Source organism: Pseudomonas sp. IPO3747 (assembly GCF_013385245.1).
Taxonomy (GTDB): domain Bacteria; phylum Pseudomonadota; class Gammaproteobacteria; order Pseudomonadales; family Pseudomonadaceae; genus Aquipseudomonas; species Aquipseudomonas edaphica.
Genome location: NZ_JACAQL010000011.1, coordinates 95,268 through 114,116, shown reverse-complemented (window position 1 = coordinate 114,116; position 18,849 = coordinate 95,268). Strand labels below are relative to the sequence as shown.

Annotated in this window: 14 protein-coding genes; 11 read left to right on the top strand and 3 right to left on the bottom strand. The window is 61.6% G+C overall.

All coding sequences use genetic code 11. The features are described from left to right. The first annotated feature begins 2 nt into the window (after window positions 1-2). Window positions 3-1,049 (top strand): L-idonate 5-dehydrogenase, encoded by a 1,047-nt coding sequence (locus HX790_RS18135; protein ID WP_170040408.1) that lies wholly within the window; start codon window positions 3-5, stop codon window positions 1,047-1,049. Between the two features lie 203 nt (window positions 1,050-1,252). Here HX790_RS18135 and fetB read toward each other — a convergent pair whose 3' ends face one another. Together fetB and HX790_RS18125 are read right to left on the bottom strand one after the other, a co-directional pair. Next, a complete protein-coding gene (gene fetB / locus HX790_RS18130; RefSeq protein ID WP_017139579.1) occupies window positions 1,253-2,047 on the bottom strand; it encodes an iron export ABC transporter permease subunit FetB in 795 nt (264 codons plus the stop codon). Further along, window positions 2,044-2,727, bottom strand: coding sequence for an ATP-binding cassette domain-containing protein (locus HX790_RS18125; RefSeq protein ID WP_169988666.1), 684 nt, complete (start codon window positions 2,725-2,727; stop codon window positions 2,044-2,046). The genes fetB and HX790_RS18125 overlap by 4 nt, the downstream gene beginning before the upstream one ends. 174 nt (window positions 2,728-2,901) lie before the next feature. Between HX790_RS18125 and HX790_RS18120 the strand changes: the two genes are divergently transcribed. Continuing rightward, window positions 2,902-4,107, top strand: coding sequence for a DUF1835 domain-containing protein (locus tag HX790_RS18120; RefSeq protein WP_176991864.1), 1,206 nt, complete (start codon window positions 2,902-2,904; stop codon window positions 4,105-4,107). A 7-nt stretch (window positions 4,108-4,114) separates the two neighbouring features. Here the strand turns inward: HX790_RS18120 and HX790_RS18115 are convergent, their stop codons facing one another. Next, entirely contained in the window at window positions 4,115-4,636 is a 522-nt protein-coding gene (locus tag HX790_RS18115; protein ID WP_017139582.1) for a hypothetical protein, read from the bottom strand. Between the two features lie 194 nt (window positions 4,637-4,830). On the opposite strand from HX790_RS18115, the gene HX790_RS18110 reads away from it, so the two are divergent. From HX790_RS18110 to HX790_RS18070, 9 genes are all read left to right on the top strand, one after another. After that, window positions 4,831-5,514: a molecular chaperone gene (locus HX790_RS18110; protein ID WP_178111066.1), complete on the top strand. Its 684-nt coding sequence runs from the start codon at window positions 4,831-4,833 to the stop codon at window positions 5,512-5,514. Window positions 5,515-5,537: 23 nt separating this feature from the next. Further along, on the top strand, window positions 5,538-6,521 hold the full coding sequence (locus tag HX790_RS18105; RefSeq protein WP_026013883.1) for a fimbrial protein: 984 nt from the start codon (window positions 5,538-5,540) through the stop codon (window positions 6,519-6,521). Between the two features lie 59 nt (window positions 6,522-6,580). Next, window positions 6,581-9,379: an ATP-binding protein gene (locus HX790_RS18100; protein ID WP_176991882.1), complete on the top strand. Its 2,799-nt coding sequence runs from the start codon at window positions 6,581-6,583 to the stop codon at window positions 9,377-9,379. Beyond that, window positions 9,366-10,559 carry an EAL domain-containing protein gene (locus tag HX790_RS18095; protein WP_017139586.1) on the top strand — a complete coding sequence of 398 codons (1,194 nt, stop codon included), beginning with the start codon at window positions 9,366-9,368 and terminating at the stop codon, window positions 10,557-10,559. Before HX790_RS18100 ends, HX790_RS18095 begins: the two co-directional genes overlap by 14 nt. A gap of 82 nt (window positions 10,560-10,641) precedes the next feature. Continuing rightward, a complete protein-coding gene (locus HX790_RS18090; protein ID WP_176991863.1) occupies window positions 10,642-13,815 on the top strand; it encodes a hybrid sensor histidine kinase/response regulator in 3,174 nt (1,057 codons plus the stop codon). Window positions 13,816-13,838: 23 nt separating this feature from the next. After that, window positions 13,839-14,486 (top strand): response regulator, encoded by a 648-nt coding sequence (locus HX790_RS18085; protein ID WP_099549954.1) that lies wholly within the window; start codon window positions 13,839-13,841, stop codon window positions 14,484-14,486. A gap of 194 nt (window positions 14,487-14,680) precedes the next feature. Then, entirely contained in the window at window positions 14,681-15,283 is a 603-nt protein-coding gene (locus tag HX790_RS18080; protein WP_017139590.1) for a fimbrial protein, read from the top strand. Between the two features lie 75 nt (window positions 15,284-15,358). After that, window positions 15,359-16,099, top strand: a complete 741-nt coding sequence (locus HX790_RS18075) for a molecular chaperone (protein ID WP_017139591.1) — start codon at window positions 15,359-15,361, stop codon at window positions 16,097-16,099. 85 nt (window positions 16,100-16,184) lie between these two features. After that, entirely contained in the window at window positions 16,185-18,695 is a 2,511-nt protein-coding gene (locus HX790_RS18070; RefSeq protein WP_176991862.1) for a fimbria/pilus outer membrane usher protein, read from the top strand. Window positions 18,696-18,849: the final 154 nt, after the last annotated feature.

The window sequence follows — 18,849 nt, the reverse complement described above, 5'->3', positions numbered from 1 at the left end:
GTATGCACGCTATCGTCTGTCACGCCTCCAAAGACCTGCGGGTCGACCCCCAGGACGAACCGCAATCCCTCGCCCCCGATCAACTGCGCGTGCGCATTGCGCGTGGCGGCATCTGCGGTTCGGACCTGCATTACTACCAGCACGGCGGCTTCGGCACCGTGCGCCTGCGCGAGCCGATGGTGCTCGGCCACGAAGTGTCAGCGGTGATTGATGCCGTGGGTGCGGACGCCGGGCTGTTCAAGGTCGGCCAGCGCATCAGCGTATCGCCCTCGCGCCCGTGCGGCGGTTGCCGCTACTGCCATCAAGGCCTGCCGAATCACTGCCTGAATATGCGTTTCTACGGCAGTGCGATGCCGTTTCCGCATATTCAGGGCGCGTTTCGCCAGAGCCTGGTGATCGAGACGCATCAGGCACATCGGCTGGCCGACCACGTGAGCCTGGCCGAAGGTGCGCTGGCCGAGCCGTTGTCCGTGGGTTTACACGCGATTCAACGCGCCGGCGCGGTGTTCGGCAAACGCGTGCTGGTGACCGGCTGCGGCCCGATCGGCAACCTGCTGATTGGCAGTTTGCGGGCTGCCGGGGCGGGTGAAATCGTCGCCGTGGACCTGTCTGCCAGCGCCCTCGCCTGCGCCGAAAAAATGGGCGCCACGCGCACTCACAACATTGCCGACGGCGCGGATGCGCTCAAGCGCTACACCGCCGAAAAAGGCTATTTCGAGGTAATGTTCGAAGTCTCCGGAAGCGCCCAGGCCTTGCGCAATGGCCTGGAATGCATCGCGCCACGGGGTGTGCTGGTGACGGTCGGACTCGGCGGCGATGTGTCGTTGCCATTGAACCTGCTGGTGAGCCGCGAGATCGACTTGCGCGGCACCTTCCGCTTTCACAGCGAGTTTGCCCAGGCGGTGGATTTGCTCAATCGCGGGATCATCGATGTGAAACCGGTGATCTCCCACACCGTGCCGTTTGAACAGGCGGTGCAGGCGTTTGAACTGGCGGCGGACAAGACCCAGGCGATGAAAGTGGTGCTGGATTTTGGTGTGGCTGACTGAGCTTGATTCACCGTTGTGGCGGCCTTCTGGCAGGACGGGGCCCGGTCAAATGTGGGAACTGGCTTGCCTGCGATTGCATCACCTCCGTGTACCTGATGTACCGAGGTGCCCGTATCGCAGGCAAGCCAGCTCCCACAGAAAAGCGTCATGTGGGTTGAGCAGCGGGCGTCAGGTGACGGGACGGCCAGACCAGCACCTGAGGCTCAAGCGCGTTCCTCTAGCCGATCGCGCAAAAACCGATGGCTGTTGGAAAACAACCGACGGTAGGTGAGCAGCACCGCACCTACCGTGCCCAAGGCCGAGGAGGCGGCGATCAGAAACATGATCACGATCTGGTAACGCACCGCGTCCACCGGGCTTTCGCCGGCCAGTACCTGGCCAGTCATCATGCCGGGCAGGCTGACGATGCCGACCACGGTCATCTGGTTCAGCGTCGGGATCATCCCGGCGCGCACGGCCTGGCGGATCGCCTCCTGGGCAGCCTCCCAGCGTGAACCGCCCAGTGCCAGGATCATCTCGATGGTGTTGCGCCCCGAGGTCAGTTCCTGGGTCATGCGCTCAATGCCCAAGGACACGCCGGTGAGGGTATTACCGAGGATCATGCCGAGGATCGGAATCGCATACTGCGGCTCGTACCACGGATGGATACGGATCACCGCAAACAACCCCACCGCCGTGACCAGCCACGAACTGCCCCACACCGACAGAATGCTGTCGACCCGTTGCCCACGGTAAGTGCGGCGCCCACGCCCCGCTGCGGATAACCCGGCGATCAAAGTCATCGCACACATCAGCGGCAGCACCACATACCAGTAGGCAAACTCGAACACCCAACCCAGCAGGTAACCGATGGCCAGCAATTGCACCACGGTACGCACGGCCGCCCACAGCAATTGGCGGCCCAGGCCCAGACGCAGCAACAGCGACAGCGCGCCGTTAATGAGGATCAGCGAGGCGGCGATGCCCATGTCCAATGCCGTGAGGTTTTGATAGTTCATGGCTGGGCGGCTCCGCTCAGGACACCGGCACTCATGTGCAGGTGAATGGCGCTCATGCGCCGGGCCTGGTCGAGGTCGTGGGATACCCAGATATAGGCGCGGGCATTGTCGGCGGCATACCAGGCGCTGATCAGTGCCTCGACATCGCGCGAGGACGTGGGGTCGAGGGCGGCCGTCGGTTCATCCAGCAACAGCACTTCGGGGTTCAGTTGCAAGGTGCGGATCAGTGACACCACCTGGGATTCACCACCGGACAGGTCGCCGGCGTTTTTGCCCAGGAAGTCCGGGCTTTTACCGGCATGTTCCAGCAGTTTGGTCACCGCTTGCAGGTCGAAGCTGCGCGTGCGCAGGGTCTTGAGGCTGAACGGGAAACGCAGGTTGTCCTCCACCGTGCCCTCCAGCAGCGCCGGGCGTTGCGACAGGTAGCTGATGTGGCTGCGATAGTGGGGAATCTGCGCATTTGCGATCGGCTGGTTGTTCCACAGGATCTGCCCCGACGTGGGCGCATCCAGCAACGCCAGCGCGCGCAGGAACACGCTTTTACCGGAGCCGGAGGAGCCGGTGATGGACACACGGTCGGCGCGTTTCAGGCTGAAATCCGTGGGTTGCAGCAACGCCACTTGGCGCCGCTCGTCCCTGCGCGTGAGGGCGCGGGTTTCGATCAATACGGTGTCTGTCATCAACTCGGTACTCGGCTCGACGGCTTGCAATCCACAACTCCACTGCCTATATTTCGTGCCTGGCGCACTCCACGCCACCTTCCGCGGAAAGGGCTGCGCCCAGGATCCTGACTGAATATCACATTTCTACGACTCCCAACCTGAAAGCGGAAAAGGTTTGTGCAAGGAGATCGTATGTCGCAACGCCTCTTATCCTCGACTACCGACGGCCGCCTCAACCTTGAGCAGCAGCGCAAGCGCGCCAAGGAACTGTTGCCACGTCTGAAAACCCTCGACCCGCACGCCACCTTGTCCCAGGCCCAATGGCAGGTCGCCAGGCAGCTGGGTTTCAGCAGTTGGCCCAAGCTCAAGGCGCATGTCGACGCCATCGACTTCGCCGCCCGCCACCCGGACTTTGCTGCCAGCGATGAAGCCCGCACCACCCACTGGCGCTGTGGCAGTGACATTGCCCACAGCCTGCAACTGGCCGGGTTCAAGGGGCAGTTCCGCATGCTCAGCGATCCGTTATGCATGGGGCCGGTGCGCGACCTGCCCAGTGAAGATTTCCGCGCGATGCGCAGTGCCTTTATCAGCCAGGCCTTTGCGCTGGACGCTGCTGAAGTCGCGCACCGCGTCAATGATGAATACGACCACCTGCAGGCCCTGGCCAGCGCCGATCACAGCGTGCTGTGGTGCGAAGCGGACGCCTATGATCAGCTGTTTCTGGTCCGCGCGCTGGCCGGTCTTGAGCGCGCGCCGAAAAAGCTCGAGCTGATCGAAGTCGACCGTATTCCGGGTGTCGAACGCTTTATCGGCATCGGCCAGCTGGCGCCCGATGTATTGGCGTGGTTGTGGCCCCAACGACGCTTGATCGATGACGCAGCGGTGCAACTGGCCCGACAGGCCTGGGCGGCTTACTGCGACAGCTCGCCGGTCAAGCTTGCGCAACTGGCTCACGGCAACCACCCGGCCCTGCCCTTTCTAGCCAACGCGTTGTTGCGCCAGTTGCAGGAGTTGCCCGGTATTGAGGATGGCCTGTCACTGACTGAACGCTTGTCGCTGCGCTACATCGCCGAGGCCGGGCCGGTGCCGTTCGGCCGGGTGTTCGCCGAACTGATGGCCAAGCGTGAGCCGCTGCCGTTCCTGGGCGACATGATGTTCCACTCGTTGTTGCGGCCATTGATCGACGGCCCGAACCCCTTGCTGGTCGAAACCGCGACCGAACGCGACTGGCCGCGCCGCGAACTGGCATTGACGCCACTGGCGCACCAAGTGCTGGGCGGCGAGGCTTATTGGTTGGACCACGCCGGGCATGAGCGCTGGGTCGGTGGTGTGTGCCTCAAGCCCGGCCAGCCGCATTGGGCGCTGGCCGAAGACCACCGTCCTGCCTGGCGCAACTGAGACCGGCTCAGCGCTTGGGCGATAAACCGACGGCGCACGCCATCACTGCCGGGTCGCCCAGGTAAACGCTACGCGCAGCCGTCGAGGGTGCAGCGACCCGGCTGTCGACAGCGCGCAACATCGGTCGCTCAACCGTCGGCAGACTATGCAGGGGGTCGACAATCTCCATGCAGCGGCGCAGGGAGTTGAAATCCGGCGACTGCGACAGTGACAGGTGCAAGGTCTGGCTCACCGACACCGACACCACCGAGCTCTGTGCGCATTGCCCGTCGTAGATCAGCGTATGGCGAATCAATGGGTTGTCATGGCAGTACTTCAACAGGTTGACCTGCCGCGAACGCACCAGCGCCGTATTGATGACCAACAGGTCGAATGCCACGCAACCGGAGCGCGTCAACGCCTGCAATTCGTCGAACGAACTCAAGGGGGCGATGCGGTGGTAGCCCAGCTGGTTGAGCATTTTCTCCAGCTTGATCCGCTGCAGCAGGTCTGCATCGGCAATCAGAAGGCGTAAGGCTTTATTGGACATAGGGTAAACCTGACAGTTGGGCATCAGCGTCGATCATTCAACGTCGAACACGGTAACTGTCGGGGCTCGAACATGCCTTTAAGGCGATTCTGAAACGGGCGCTGCACGCTTTTAAGAATCGCCTCAAAGCCCTCGCACTCACCCGCCCCTACCATGGCTGCGTTCCCACACGTTGCCATGGAATTTTTGTGTTCATGTTTTTACTCAGAATGATGCTGCTGGCCGGCGGGCTGCTGGTGCTCGCGCCACCGCCAGCCAGCGCGGCGCTGAAGATCGAAGGCACACGCCTGATTTATTACGGCCAGGACAAGGCCGCCGGCATCAGCGTGGTCAACCCGGCCTCACAGCAAGTGGTGGTGCAAACCTGGATCACCAGCGAGGACGAATCAGCCGACAGCCCCGTGCCGTTTGCTGCCACCGAGCCGTTGGTGCAATTGGGCGCCGGCGAGCATCACAGGCTGCGCATCCTGTATGCCGGTGAAGGCCTGCCCGCCGATCGCGAATCGCTGTTCTGGCTCAATATCATGGAGATTCCGCTCAAATCCGCCGACCCCAACAGCGTGCAGTTTGCGATACGCCAACGGCTCAAGCTGTTCTATCGGCCACCGGCGCTCAAGGGTGGCTCGGCCGAGGCGCTGCAGCAGTTGGTGTGGAGCCGCGATGATCACAGCGTCATCGCCCACAACCCAAGCGCATTCCACCTGTCGTTGATCAATGTGCAGACGGACACCCAGCAGCTCAGCGACTACCTGCTGCTCAAACCCCTTGAGAGCAAGCGCCTGAGTACAGCGACTGCTTTACCTACAGGATCCACCCTTCACTTCACCGACATCAACGATATCGGTTTGCAGGCCCGCCATAGCGCGGTGCTCAAGTGATCAATCGCGGGAAACTTGCATTTATGTCTCTCACCAAACGTTTACTGCCCCTTCTACTGTGCGGCTGCGCGGCCCTTCCTGCCACAAGCTATGCACTGTCGTGCGTGGAAGATGGCAGCGGCGCCTATGTCGATATCAACCCGCTTGGCACCTCATTGGCGGTTGCGGCTGATGCACCGGACGGTACGATCATCTGGGAGTCGGGCCCACGCTCCACGAATGTGTTGTGCAAGGACGACCGCAACCACGGCCGCGAAGAAGTGTATTTCTACGTCAACCCGGCCAACGTCAGCATCGGCCAAGGCATCCGCGTAGGCATCCGCTACAACAACGCACCCATCACCCAAAGCACCGGTAAGGTCGGCACCGGTTTTTACTCGGACCGCGGTTGCAACTGGTCCAATTGCACAGGCTGGGACAAAGCGCGCTTTACCCTGAACTTCAGTGTATTCATCGAAAAATACGGTAAGACACCGCCCAGCGGTCAAGCCAGCACCCTGGCTCAATATCGCGTGTTCCAACTCGACGGCGTACGCGGGCTCAACACCAACCCCAACAGCAACCTCAACTACATCGTCACCGGCATGAACGACATCCGCTTCGTGCCCTGCGCGCCCGAACTGACCATTACCCCCAGTGTCGTCAACTTCCCCACCCCATCACGCAAGGCGCAGGTCGGCGCCGTGGCCAGCACCGCGAACTTCAACCTCAGCCTGCGCAAAGTCTGTGACACGCCCTACACCGTCAATGCACGCTTCGCCACCACCCCGGGTGGCGGCAGTGTCATCAACGGCTTGCTGGTGCCGGCCAACAACAGCTCGGTGGGCATCTCATTGTCTCGCGCCGACAGCGATCAGCGCCTGCCCTTCAATGACTGGTTTACGTTGCAGACACTGATGGGCTCCGGCCAGGCACGCAATGATTTTCGCGCCGACCTGAGCTGGCGCACCCTGCCGATTCCGGGGGCTTTCGAAGCCGCAGTGGTGGTGGACATGTTTTACAAGTAGCCGACGACTTTAAGGATCGTCTTATGCCGTTGGCATTGATATGCCACTACTCTGCGCCGATGCGATTGAAAAGTTACCTGCTCCAGATCAACCCCGTCCTCTCCCGACCCGAAGCAGCCAGAAGGCTGCTTCGTATTTTTGCGAGCGTGCTGCTCGTGGGCATCCTGAGCGGGGTCTATACCTTTCTGCTGTCGACCTTCAACAACGACATCTCCCAGCGCCGCGGCTACATGAGCAGCGCCATCGCCGAAGCCCATACTTTTTTCACCAACCGCGAGGCGCTGCTGCAAAGCCTGAGCCTGTCGGCGGTGCGCAAACAGTCCAGGCTCTACCCCTCCTCCGAGGAAGAACAACACCTGGAACTGGGCAACACACCCGGCAACCAGTGGAGCATCTGGCTGACCGCACGCATGCGCGACTACCTCAAGGCCAAGCAGCTCAACCTGCTGTATGTGAACGCCGGCCCCAGCCCACAGGTGACGCGGCTGTACGACGCCACCGCGCAGGTACTGCCGATTTCCAAGTGCATGCTCAACCGCCTCAAGGCCCTGCAGCACAGCGACCCGGCCACACTTAACGAGTTGTGGCTGAGCGACAACACCGAAGGCCATTCGCACCTCTACATTTTCATCCGCCTCGACGAGCGCGACCCTGAGTCCGGCTGGCTGGGCCTTGAGATGGAAAGTCGTGAAGTGTCTTCAACCCTCAGCGACCAAAGTGCCGGTGAGTTCATGATGCTCAACTCCCAGGGCATGTTGGTGTTTACCAACAGCACCGACACCCAGCTCAAGCAACAACATTTGCGGCCCGGCGAAGAAAGCTTTTTCGGCTTTGTCGGCAACGGTTTGCTGCCCGACCACCTGGTGATTCGCAAGCACTTGAAGTCTTCGGAATGGCAACTGATGTATTCCATCGACCTGCGCGCGGTGGTCACCGGCCTGTGGAAACAGCTGCTCGGCTCGCTGCTGTTCTGCCTGATGAGCCTCACGCTGATCTGGCTGGTGATGCGCCGCGTCGACCAGCGTTTCATTATTCCGTCGATCCATCGCATCCAGGCGTTGATCGAAAGCGAAGCCTTTGGCCGCGATGTGATTCAGATCGCGCCCGTGGCCCTTTGCGTGCTGCGCCGCACCGACGGCCAGGTGGTGCTGGAAAACACCCTGGCCCAGCAATGGTTGGGCAACGGCCCGGAGCGCGAGGCACTGCGGGCCGGCTGGATCGAGCAAGCCTTCGCCCAAGGCCCGTGCGAACGCAGTGATTACTTTGAAACCATCGACGGCCGCCACCTGTACCTGAGCAGTGCCCCCACCCGCTATAAAGGCGAGGACGTGCTGTTTTGCGCGTTCAGCGATATCAGTGCGCGCAAGCAAGTCGAAGCAGCGCTGGAAGAAGCACGCCACTCGGCGGACGCTGCCAACGCCGCCAAGACCCTGTTCCTGGCAACCATGAGCCATGAAATCCGCACGCCGCTGTATGGCGTGCTCGGCACCCTCGAATTGCTGGCGCGCACGCAACTGGATGCCCAGCAAAGGGACTACCTGCACGCCATCGAAGGCTCGTCGTCGACCTTGTTGCAGTTGATCTGCGATGTGCTCGATGTGTCGAAGATCGAAGCCGGGCAGCTGGCGCTGGAAATGAGCGAGTTTTCACCGCTGGAGCTGGTGCATGAAATCATTCAGGGCTATGCCGCAGCCGCTCAAGGCAAAGGCTTGCAGCTGTATGCCTGCTTCGACCCGAAGCTGCCCGAACGGCTGATCGGCGACGTGACGCGCATTCGCCAGATTCTGAATAACCTGCTCAATAATGCGGTGAAGTTCACCGACTACGGCCGCGTGGTATTGCGGGTAAAGGTACTTGGCCGTGACGGTGAACGCTCCAGCCTGTTGTGGCAGGTCTCGGACACCGGCAAAGGCATCGCCCAGGAAGACCAGGCGATGATTTTCGAGCCGTTCTACCAGAGTGAAGGCAACACCAATGTGGTCGCCGGCACCGGCCTGGGCCTGCCGATCTGTCAACGCCTGACCGAATTGATGAACGGCAACATCCGCATGGTCAGCGAGCTGGGCCTGGGCAGCAGTTTCAGCCTGATCCTGCCGCTGGAAGAAGCGCCGACCACGCCGATGACCGCGCTGTTGGCCGAGACCATCTATGTAGCGTCGCCCATCCCGGAACTGGCCAACTCCGTCAGCGGCTGGCTGCGCCGCTGGGGTGCCAGGGCCCAGGCCGGCCTGCCGACGTTGCCGGACACGCATCTGCTGCTGCAAGTGCACCCCGGCAGCGTCGACCCATTGCTGGCGCCCGAATGGCCGGGGCCGGTGATTCACGTGAGCAGTAATGCCTGCACCGCCGTGGAAACCGAGGCCGGCGCCTGGCACGTCAACCTCAACCACCTGGGTGCGATTCATCAGGCCGTGAGCCAGGCGCAAGGGCTGTGGGTGGCCCGTGCCGATGAGCAAACACGCCAGCGCGACCTGAACAAACTCAACCTGCACTTGCTGGTAGCCGAGGACAACATCATCAACCAGCTGATTTTGCGTGACCAACTCGAAGAACTCGGCTGCACCGTGGAGCTCGCGGCCGATGGTCAGGAAGCGTTGCAGCTGTATACCGCCGGTAGCTTCGACGTGGTGTTGACGGACGTGAACATGCCCCACATCAACGGCTATGAACTGGCACGCGAACTGCGCCGCCAAGGCTGCCCGTTGCCGATTATCGGGGCCACCGCCAACGCCATGCGCGGCGAGGCCGACCTGTGCCTGGCCGCCGGCATGAACCATTGCCTGGTCAAACCCTTTGCGTTGCGGGCTCTATTCAACTCCCTGGCGCCTTATGCACGGATCACCCATGAAGCCCCTTAGTATTTTGATTGTTGAGGACCATCCCCTGCAGCACATCTACCTGCAGCACTTGCTCAGTGAGTTGGGGGATTTCAGGCTGGAAACCGCCGAGGACGGCAAAGAAGCGCTGGAGCGTTTACGCCAGCGCGATTTCGACCTGGTACTGACCGACCTGCTGATGCCCGGCATGGACGGCGTGCAATTTATCCAGTGCCTGGCCAACTTGCGCAGCAAGCCGGCCCTGGCGATCATGAGCGCCGCCTCGCGGCGCATGCTGATGGCAGCCAGCCTGGTGGCGAAAAACCTCGATGTGGAAGTGATCGGGCTGATCTCCAAGCCCGTTAACGCCGAGGCCTTACGCAATCTGGTCGATCAGTTGAGGAACACGGTGCGCAAGCCCTCCCCCGAACTGCCCGAGCACATGGACATCGACCGCCATACGCTGGTGCAGGCCATGAGCAGCGGCCAGTTGCAGGCCTGGTTCCAACCGAAAAAGTCCCTCGCCAACGGGCGTATCGTCGCCGCCGAAGCCCTGGTGCGCTGGATGCACCCCGAGCAAGGCGTGATGCTGCCGGCCGCGTTCCTGCCGGCGATCAAGGCCTTCGAGCTGGAAGAACGGCTGTTGTGGCTGGTACTCAAACAGGCGATTCACGCCCAGGAGCAGTGGCGCCAACGCGGCTATGAAATCCCGGTGGCGATCAACCTGCCCACCCATCTGCTCAACAGCCATGACCTGGCGGACCGCCTGCTGGAGTTTGTGCTGCACCACGACGGCATTCCCGGAATGATCTGCTTCGAGTTGATGGAATGCTCGGTGCCCCAAGACATCAGCAACTTCTACGCCGGGGCCTGCCGCTTGCGCATCAAAGGCTTCGGCTTGTCCCAGGATGATTTTGGCAAGGGCTACAGCTCATACCTCAACCTCGTCTCAACACCGTTTACCGAACTGAAGATCGACCAGGCATTGGTGCAAGGCAGCCATGACAACGAAGGCATCGCCCAGGCGCTGGCGAGCATCATCGCGCTGGGCCGCAAGCTCGGCCTGACAGTGGTCGCCGAAGGTGTGGAAACGCCAGCGCAATTGGCGCTGCTGCGCAAAATCGACTGCAATCAGGTGCAGGGTTTCCTGATCTCCCACGCGGTGTCTTCGGACCAATTTCAGCAACTACTGAACAATGATGGCCCCGCGACATCTCACTAGCTGGAGGCCCCGGATTATTTGCCCTTTATAAAGCGCAAGCTCCATCCAGTGCCGATTTGTCCTGCGCCTGCGGAAACCCCTGATGAAGCACAACAACGCGATACTCGAAGCCTTTACCCGCAGCTCCGTACGCTTGAACAAAGGCCTGATGGTGCTGATTGGAATCGCGTTGCTGCTGCTCCTCACCAACTACTGGTCATTGCAACGCGGGGTCGAAACCCGTTATGGCGCAACACGCTTTCATTTTGCGCGGCTAATGGAAAACCTCAGCGAGCAGCAAACCTATCTCAAGAGCTTGACGCACCCAGGCATCCAGGCCGAATTGCTGCGGGCGACCAGCGTGCAGGTCAGCCTCAAGAGCCGAATGGTCGAGAACCGCCGCACGTTATATGAAGGCCAGAAGTACTCGTTTTCGGTACCGTTCGACGTCAAGTTCGATGAGCAGCAGGTCGGCGTAGCTGCCCGGCCACCGATTTTTGCCCTGGGCGCACACCTGACCAGCTACTACAGCGCCTTCTGGTCTTCGTCACCGTACGAGGCACCGCAAACTTTTCTGTTCAATCGCCAGACCCACTACACCATCACCATTCCCTCCGTGGGCTATCAGCGTCGCGAAAGCACTGAAGAGACCGGCAACCAGGTGGCGCTGGTCAATGCTGTGCAGCAAAGCCTTGCGCAGACGCCACAGGTACTGGAGCAGGATTGGGTGTACTGGAAAGCAGGGCCGGAGCCCGAGCACTTGCTGGCCTACATTGGCCTGTCACTCGACGGCCAGGGCCAGACGGTGATCGGCACCCTGCTCGACCTGTCGCAGGTCGACGATGTGCAGCGCGCGCTGGATCACTCCGCGTTTGATCGCTTCACCTTGTTTGCGCCCGACGGCACCCGTTTGGTAGGGCCAGCCACCGAGCCGTCGCTCAGCAATGGCGTGCACTTCACGGCCCATGGCTTTGAATTCAAGATTACCCAGGCTGGCGACCGGCCCTGGAGCGCAGTCTATGGCCTGAACTACTCGCACTTCTTCCACTCGGCCTTATGGCCATTGAGCACCCTGGCGCTGCTGCTGGTCAGCCTGATAACCCTGGGCTGGGCCGGCAGCCGCTGGTACCGGCGCCAGGTGATCAGTCCGGCGCGCCTGGCCCACGAACGCATCGCCGAAAGCGTGGCGTTCAGCCGCGTGATCATCGACACCGCGCCCACCGGCTTGTGCGTGGTGCGGCGCAGCGACGGCAAGGTGCTGATCGAAAACCAGCGCGCCCAGCAGTGGCCGGGCACCGCACGTCTGGTGGCGGCCATGGCCGGTCAACACGACGGCGTCGAGAACGGCGAAAGCCACTTGGAGATCGAAGGCCGGCACCTGCAAATCGGCTTCGTGTCGACCCGTTATCAGGCCGAGGACGTGCGCCTGTATGCCTTCAACGACATCACCCGGCACATCGAAGACGCCCAGGCGCTGGAAGAGGCACGTCACGCCGCCGATACCGCCAACGAGGCCAAGACGTTGTTCCTGGCGACCATGAGCCATGAGATCCGCACCCCGTTGTATGGCGTGCTTGGCACCCTGGAATTGCTCGGCCTGACCGATCTGGATCCGCATCAGAAGACTTACCTGCACACCATTCAACGTTCGTCCGCCACGCTGTTCCAGCTGATCAGCGATGTGCTGGATGTGTCGAAGATCGAGTCCGGGCAAATGGCAATAGAAGCCGTGGACTTCTGCCCGCTGGACATGCTCGAAGACACCTTGCATACCTACGCCGCTTTCGCCCAGCGCAAGGGTTTGCAGCTCTACAGCTGCATCGATCCGCGCTTACCGGACTGCCTGATGGGCGACCCGATGCGCATTCGCCAGATCCTCAATAACCTGGTGAGCAATGCGATCAAGTTCACCGACATCGGGCGCGTGGTGATTCGTGCCCGGGTGATGGCGCTGGACGCCGAGCATGTCGACCTGGAATGGCAAGTCACCGACTCCGGCGTCGGCATTCCCGAAGCGCAGCAGGCCAAGCTGTTCGACCTGTTTTACCAGGCGCCGGACACCGCCAGCGAAGGCGGCGCCGGGCTGGGACTGCCCATTTGCCGCTGGCTGGCGCAGATGATGGACGGTGAGATACGGGTGGTCAGCGAGCCGGGGCTGGGCAGCAGCTTTACCCTGAAAATGCGCCTGCCGCTGTGCTGCGGCACGCTGACCAACCTGCCGCTGATCGAACCCAGCCCGACGCCGGTGTACGTGCAGGCGCCGGTGCGCGAACTGGCGCAGTCGATGAGTGACTGGCTCAATCGGCTAGGCATCGCAGCGGCCTTGGCGGCGACCACCCAGGAAAAAGACAGCCGCCACGCGGTGCTGGTGGACCTGCTGCCCAGCGAGCCCGCCAAGCCATGGGGCGGCCAACGCGTGCTGTGCCTGCCGGGCGCACACAGCCCGCCGCTGCACACGGCGCAAGGTTGGGTGGTCGACCTGCACGATGTGCGCAGCATCGCCAGCACCGTGTCCCTGGCGCAGCACGGCAAGCATGAGCAACCCGCAGCGGCCCGGCCACAAAGCATCGGGCAGTTGGGCTTGCGCATCCTGGTGGCCGAGGACAACCCGGTCAACCAGGCGATCATCAAGGAACAGCTCGAAGCGCTCGGCTGTTCGGTGAGCCTGGCCGCCAATGGCGAGCAGGCGCTGCAACAGTGGCAACCCCAGGCGTTTGACCTGGTGCTGACCGACGTGAATATGCCGTTGATGAATGGCTATGAACTGGCCAGGACCTTGCGTGAGCATGACCCGCACCTGCCGATTATCGGCGTGACCGCCAACGCCATGCGCGAGGAAGGCGTGCGCTGCCTGGCGGTGGGCATGAACGCCTGGATCGTCAAGCCGTTAAGCCTGCAAACCCTGCGCGGGCAGTTGATCAAGCTGTGCAAGGTCAAGCCGGCGCCGGAGCCTGCCACTGCGTCCTGCGACGACAGCGTGCAGCTGTCGGACAAGATGCGCCCGTTGTTCATCAGCAGCGTGCAGCAGGACTTGCAGCGTATCGATACCGCCCTGACGCAACGTGATGCCCACGGCCTGGGCCAATTGCTGCATTCGGTCGCCGGCGCCCTGGGCGCAGTCCAGGCGCTGAACCTGGCCCAAGCGTGCATCGAACTGGAAAGCGCACTTAACCGCGGCAGCCTCGACACGGCACTTGAACTCAAGGTGAAGGCGGTGATGCAGCGTCTGTCGGCCGTTCTGGAAACTCTCCAGCCCGGGCACTCTTCACTCACTTGAACTGGCACTACGGACGGCCCTTTATGAAAAAATTCAACGTGGTAATCGCGGACGATCACCCGATCGTATTGCTGGGTGTTCGCGAGTTGGTAGAGCGCGACACACGCTTCCAGGTGGTCGGCGAGGCCGTGTGCTCGGCCGGCCTGATCGCGCTGTTGCAGCACCAGGGCGCCGACATTGTGATCACCGACTACAACATGCCGGGCGACTCGCCCTACGGCGACGGCCTCAAATTGGTGGAGTACCTCAAGCGGCATTTTCCGCAGGTGCAGATCCTGATCCTGACGATGATTTCCAACCACCTGATCCTCACCCGCCTGCAAGAGCTGGGTGTGGTCGGCATCATCCAGAAAAGCCAGTTGCACACCGAGATTCAATTGGCGCTCAAGGCGATCGCCCAGCAGAGCGCCTATCGCAGCCTGGAACCGCCAAAAACCTCGGTGATCGAGACCCTTACGGCGATTGACGAGCGCTTTACCAGTTTGTCGCCCAAAGAGTTCGAGATCCTGCGCTTATTTATTTCCGGCATGAGCGTCAGTGATATTGCGCGCAGCCAGAATCGCAGTTCAAAGACCATCAGCGCGCAAAAGATCTCGGCCATGCGCAAACTTGAAGTGAGCAGTGACCAGGACCTGCTCGCTTATTGCCTGGCACGTAACATTTTCAACTAACCCACAACTAGCAAGCCATTTAAAACAATGGCTTCGCCCTTTATTTTCTGAGTATTCACACGCCCTTGCACCGCTCTAAACCGTCCGTTTCCTGACTTATAAGAATCGTCTTATTCGCTCGCTTGCCCTCGCCGCTTATTCTCCTCTCGCAGTTCAACAACAGCATTTTCCAACTAACACTAACGGACATCATCATGAAGAAGTTTTCCCTGGCTGTTATCGCCTCGGCCATTATCGCCGCTTCCGGCAGCGCATTTGCCGTCGACCCGGCACCGACGCCGACCCTGGGCGGCAGCGGTAAAATCACCTTCACCGGCGTGATCAACAACGATGCCTGCTCGGTCGACGGCGCCAACTCCGACCGCACCATTTCGGTGGACATGGGCAACGTGTCGATCAAGGACATGGGCACCGCCGAAAACCCAACCGCAGGCCGTGTCACCGCCAAAGACTTCAACCTGAACGTCAACTGCAACCAGGGCACCAAAGTCGCGATGATCTTTGACGCCAACAACGGCGGTTCGGGCCTGGTCACCGGCAAAAAAGTCCTGGCCCTGAACCCGGGTTCGGCCACTGCACAAAACGTCGGTATCGCCCTGCTCGACAGCAAAGGCAGCCTGATCGACCTCAGCTCTTCCAGCACCGCGCGCATCGAAAGCACCATGCACGGCGCCGGCACTACTGGCGGCGACGCCACCCTGAGCTTCGCGGCCGCCTACGTCACCACCGCAGCCGCCGGTTCGTCCACCGCCGGTCGCGGTGATGCCACCCTGCCGTTCATCCTGCAATACGAATAACTCGGCGCCCCAGGCACCGAACGCGCGAGGCCCTGCGGCCTCGCCATTGTCTTTTGATTACACCGGATAACCCTCATGCCGCCTCGTTCTATCGCCGCATGCTTGGGGCTACTGGGCTTGCTTATGGCTGCCCAGGCCGCCGCCAGCATTTCATTGAATGCCACCCGCATCGTGTTTGATGGCGACCACAAGGAAGCCAATATCACCGTGCGCAACGGCAACCAGGATGTGTTGATTCAATCCTGGGTCGACATGAACGATGCCAGCGCCAGTCGCGCACCGTTTGCCGTCACCCCGCCATTGGCGCGGGTATTCGCCAAGGAACAACAATTGCTGCGCATTCTGTACGAAGGCAAAGGCATGCCCACGGACCGCGAGTCGGTGGTGTGGCTCAACGTGCAGGAAATCCCCAAGGCCAGCGCCGCCGAGAACACCTTGCAGTTGGCCATCCGCCAGCGCATCAAGATTTTTTACCGCCCTGCCGGCCTTACCGGCAGCGCGCTGCAAGCGCCTGCGCAACTTGAATGGACACTGGCCAAACACGGCGGCCAGACCCTGCTGCAGGTGAAAAACCCGACGCTGTATCACGTGTCCATGGCCGACATCAAAGTACAGTCGGTGCTGGCCAGCGACTCCACCATGATTGCGCCTGGCGAGCAAAAACAGTTCCCGATCGCAGCAGCCATCGCCAACGGCCCGGTGCAGCTGTCGTTTTCCAGCATCAATGACTATGGCGCGCAGAACCACTACAGCGCGCCCCTGTCGAGCGGCGCTGCGCTACCTGCGCACGCGACTGAATCGCGCCTCAAACCCTAAGTAGCTTCTCTAACCCACAGGCTCACTTCGCGTGCGTGTTTGCGTGCCCGGCTGTCCGTCAATCAGGGATGTCATAGGTCTTCGCATGTCTTTTCTTTCCAGCAACAGGCCCGCACGTGGCGTACTGAAGTTGAAGACGCTGTCGCTCGCGATGGCTGCCAGCCTGCCGACCTGGGCGGTGGCCGATGACGCAGCGCAAAGCTTCAACACCACGTTCCTGCAGGGCTCGCAGTCGCCAGTCGATTTGCAGCAACTACTCTCAGCCAACAGCGTGCTGCCGGGCAATTACCGGGTCGACCTGTACAGCAACGAAGTGCTGGTGGGCCGGCGTGATATCGACTTCAAGCGCAACCCGAAAAACGGCCGGGTCGAAGCCTGCCTGACCCTCGACCTGCTCAAGCAATTGGGCGTCGACATGGGCCGATTGCAGGCCGAAGGCAAACTCGACCCGCAACAACCGCAAGAGTGTTATGCCCTCGCGGACATGATCGAAGACGCCAGCGTGCGTTACGACAGCAGCCGCCTGCGCCTGTTGGCAAGTATTCCGCAAGTGGCCATGCAGCGCGGCTTGCGCGGGTATGTCGACCCAGAGTTGTGGGACGACGGCGTGCCGGCCGCGTTCATCAACTACCAGCTCAACAGCAGCCGCACCGCCGGCGACTATAAAACCCGCATCGCCAATAACCTCGGGCTGCGCAACGGCATCAACCTGGGCGCCTGGCGCCTGCGCAACGAATCGAACATGAGCAGCGGCACCGACCGCTCGAACACCTTCACCAGCAACCGCACCTACGTGCAGCACGACGTGACCGCGATCAAGGGCCAGTTCAGCGCCGGCGAGATTTTCTCCGACACCGACCTGTTCGACAGTGTGCGCTATCGCGGCCTCAAACTGGCCTCCGATGACGGCATGCGTGCCGACAGCGAACGCGGCTATGCGCCGGTGATCCGTGGCGTGGCGCAGACCAACGCGACCGTAGAGATCCGCCAGAACGACTACATCCTCTACACCGCCAACGTTGCGCCCGGCCCGTTCGAGATCAACGACATCTACCCCAGCGGCTCCAACGGCGACTTGCAAATCACCGTGATCGAAGCCGACGGCAGCCGGCGGGTGACGATGCAGGCATTTTCCAGTTTGCCGATCATGGTGCGTGAAGGCCAGGTCAAGTACAGCCTCTCGGCGGGCACGTTCAAAAGCAATGCCGACGGACTGGGCAGCCCGCGTTTTCTGAGCGGCACGCTGGCGTATGGCTTGACCAGTAACCTCAGCGGCATCGTCGGCCTGCAAGCCAGCGAGGACTACAGCGCGCTGTCGATCGGCGCTGGCAGGAACACTGCGTTCGGCGCCTTCTCCCTGGATACCACGCACTCGTCCAGCAAAGCGCGCGGGCAAACCCATCAGGGCAGCAGCGTGCGGGCGTTGTACGCGAAGACCTTTGCCGGCACCGACACCAACTTCACCCTGGCCGCCTACCGTTACTCCACCGAGGGCTACCGCACCCTCACCGACCACGTGGAAGACAACAGTGAAGACGTGCGCGTGCGCACCGGCCACTCGAAAACCCGTACCGACCTGACCATCAACCAGAGCCTGGGGCGTAACAGCCAGTTCGGCAGCCTGTACGTCAATGCCAGTGACCAGCGCTACTGGAACCGTGGCGGTTCGCGCAGTTTGTCCGCCGGCTACACCGGCAATTGGGGCGACCTGAGCTACAACCTTGGCGTGACGCGCACCCAGCAGATCGTCACCTATGGTGAGCCCAGCAGCGACACCCAAGTGAACCTGTCCGTCTCATTCCCACTGGGCAGCCAGGCCCGTGCGCCGCGAGCCTTTGTCACTACCAGCCATCAGCGCGGCGACACCACCACGCAAGCGGGTATCAACGGTTACGTCGCCGATACCAGTGACACCTTCTATTCGGTGCAGGCGGGCCATAGCGATACCAGCGGCGACTCCGGCTCGGTGAATATCAACAGCCGCACCTCTATGGCGGATGTGAGCCTGGGTTACAGCCAGGGTCAGGGCTACAACTCGCAGAACCTCAACCTCGCCGGCTCCGTGGTTGCCCACGCAGGTGGCGTCAACCTGGGGCAAACCGTCAGCGAAACCTTCGCCCTGGCTGAAGTGCCGGGTATCTCGGGGGCTAAAATCGGCAGCTACAGCGGCGTCGAGACCGGCTACAACGGCTATGCGGTGATCCCCACGGCGCAACCTTACCGGGTGAACTGGATCAGCCTGGACACCCGCGACCTGGGCGGCGATGTGGAAATCACCAACGCCACCCAGCAACTGGTGCCGCGCCGTGGCGCTATTGTAGTTGCGCGTTACAGCGGCACCACCGGGCGACGGGTGTTGTTCGAGCTGTTTGATGCGCAGCACAAGCCATTGTCGTTCGGGGCTTCGCTGGAAGACTCGGCGGGTAAGCAACTGGCGATTGCGGACCCGAATGGGAATGCGCTGGCGTTGGTGGAGCAGGATCAGGGCACGCTGATCATCAAGTGGGGCGAGCAGCGCTGCAGTGCAAGCTATGCGCTACCGCCGCAGAACAAGGCGTTGAACTATGAGCGGCAGGCGTTGGTGTGTGGGCCTTGAGGGGTGGTGGCTCGTCTGCTTTTCTGTGGGAGCTGGCTTGCCTGCGATGCAGACACCTCGGTGTATCAGGTAAACCGAGTTGATGCCATCGCAGGCAAGCCAGCTCCCACCTTTGACCGAGTATGGCTCTGTTGTTGCTGTCGCTGTTGCTCCG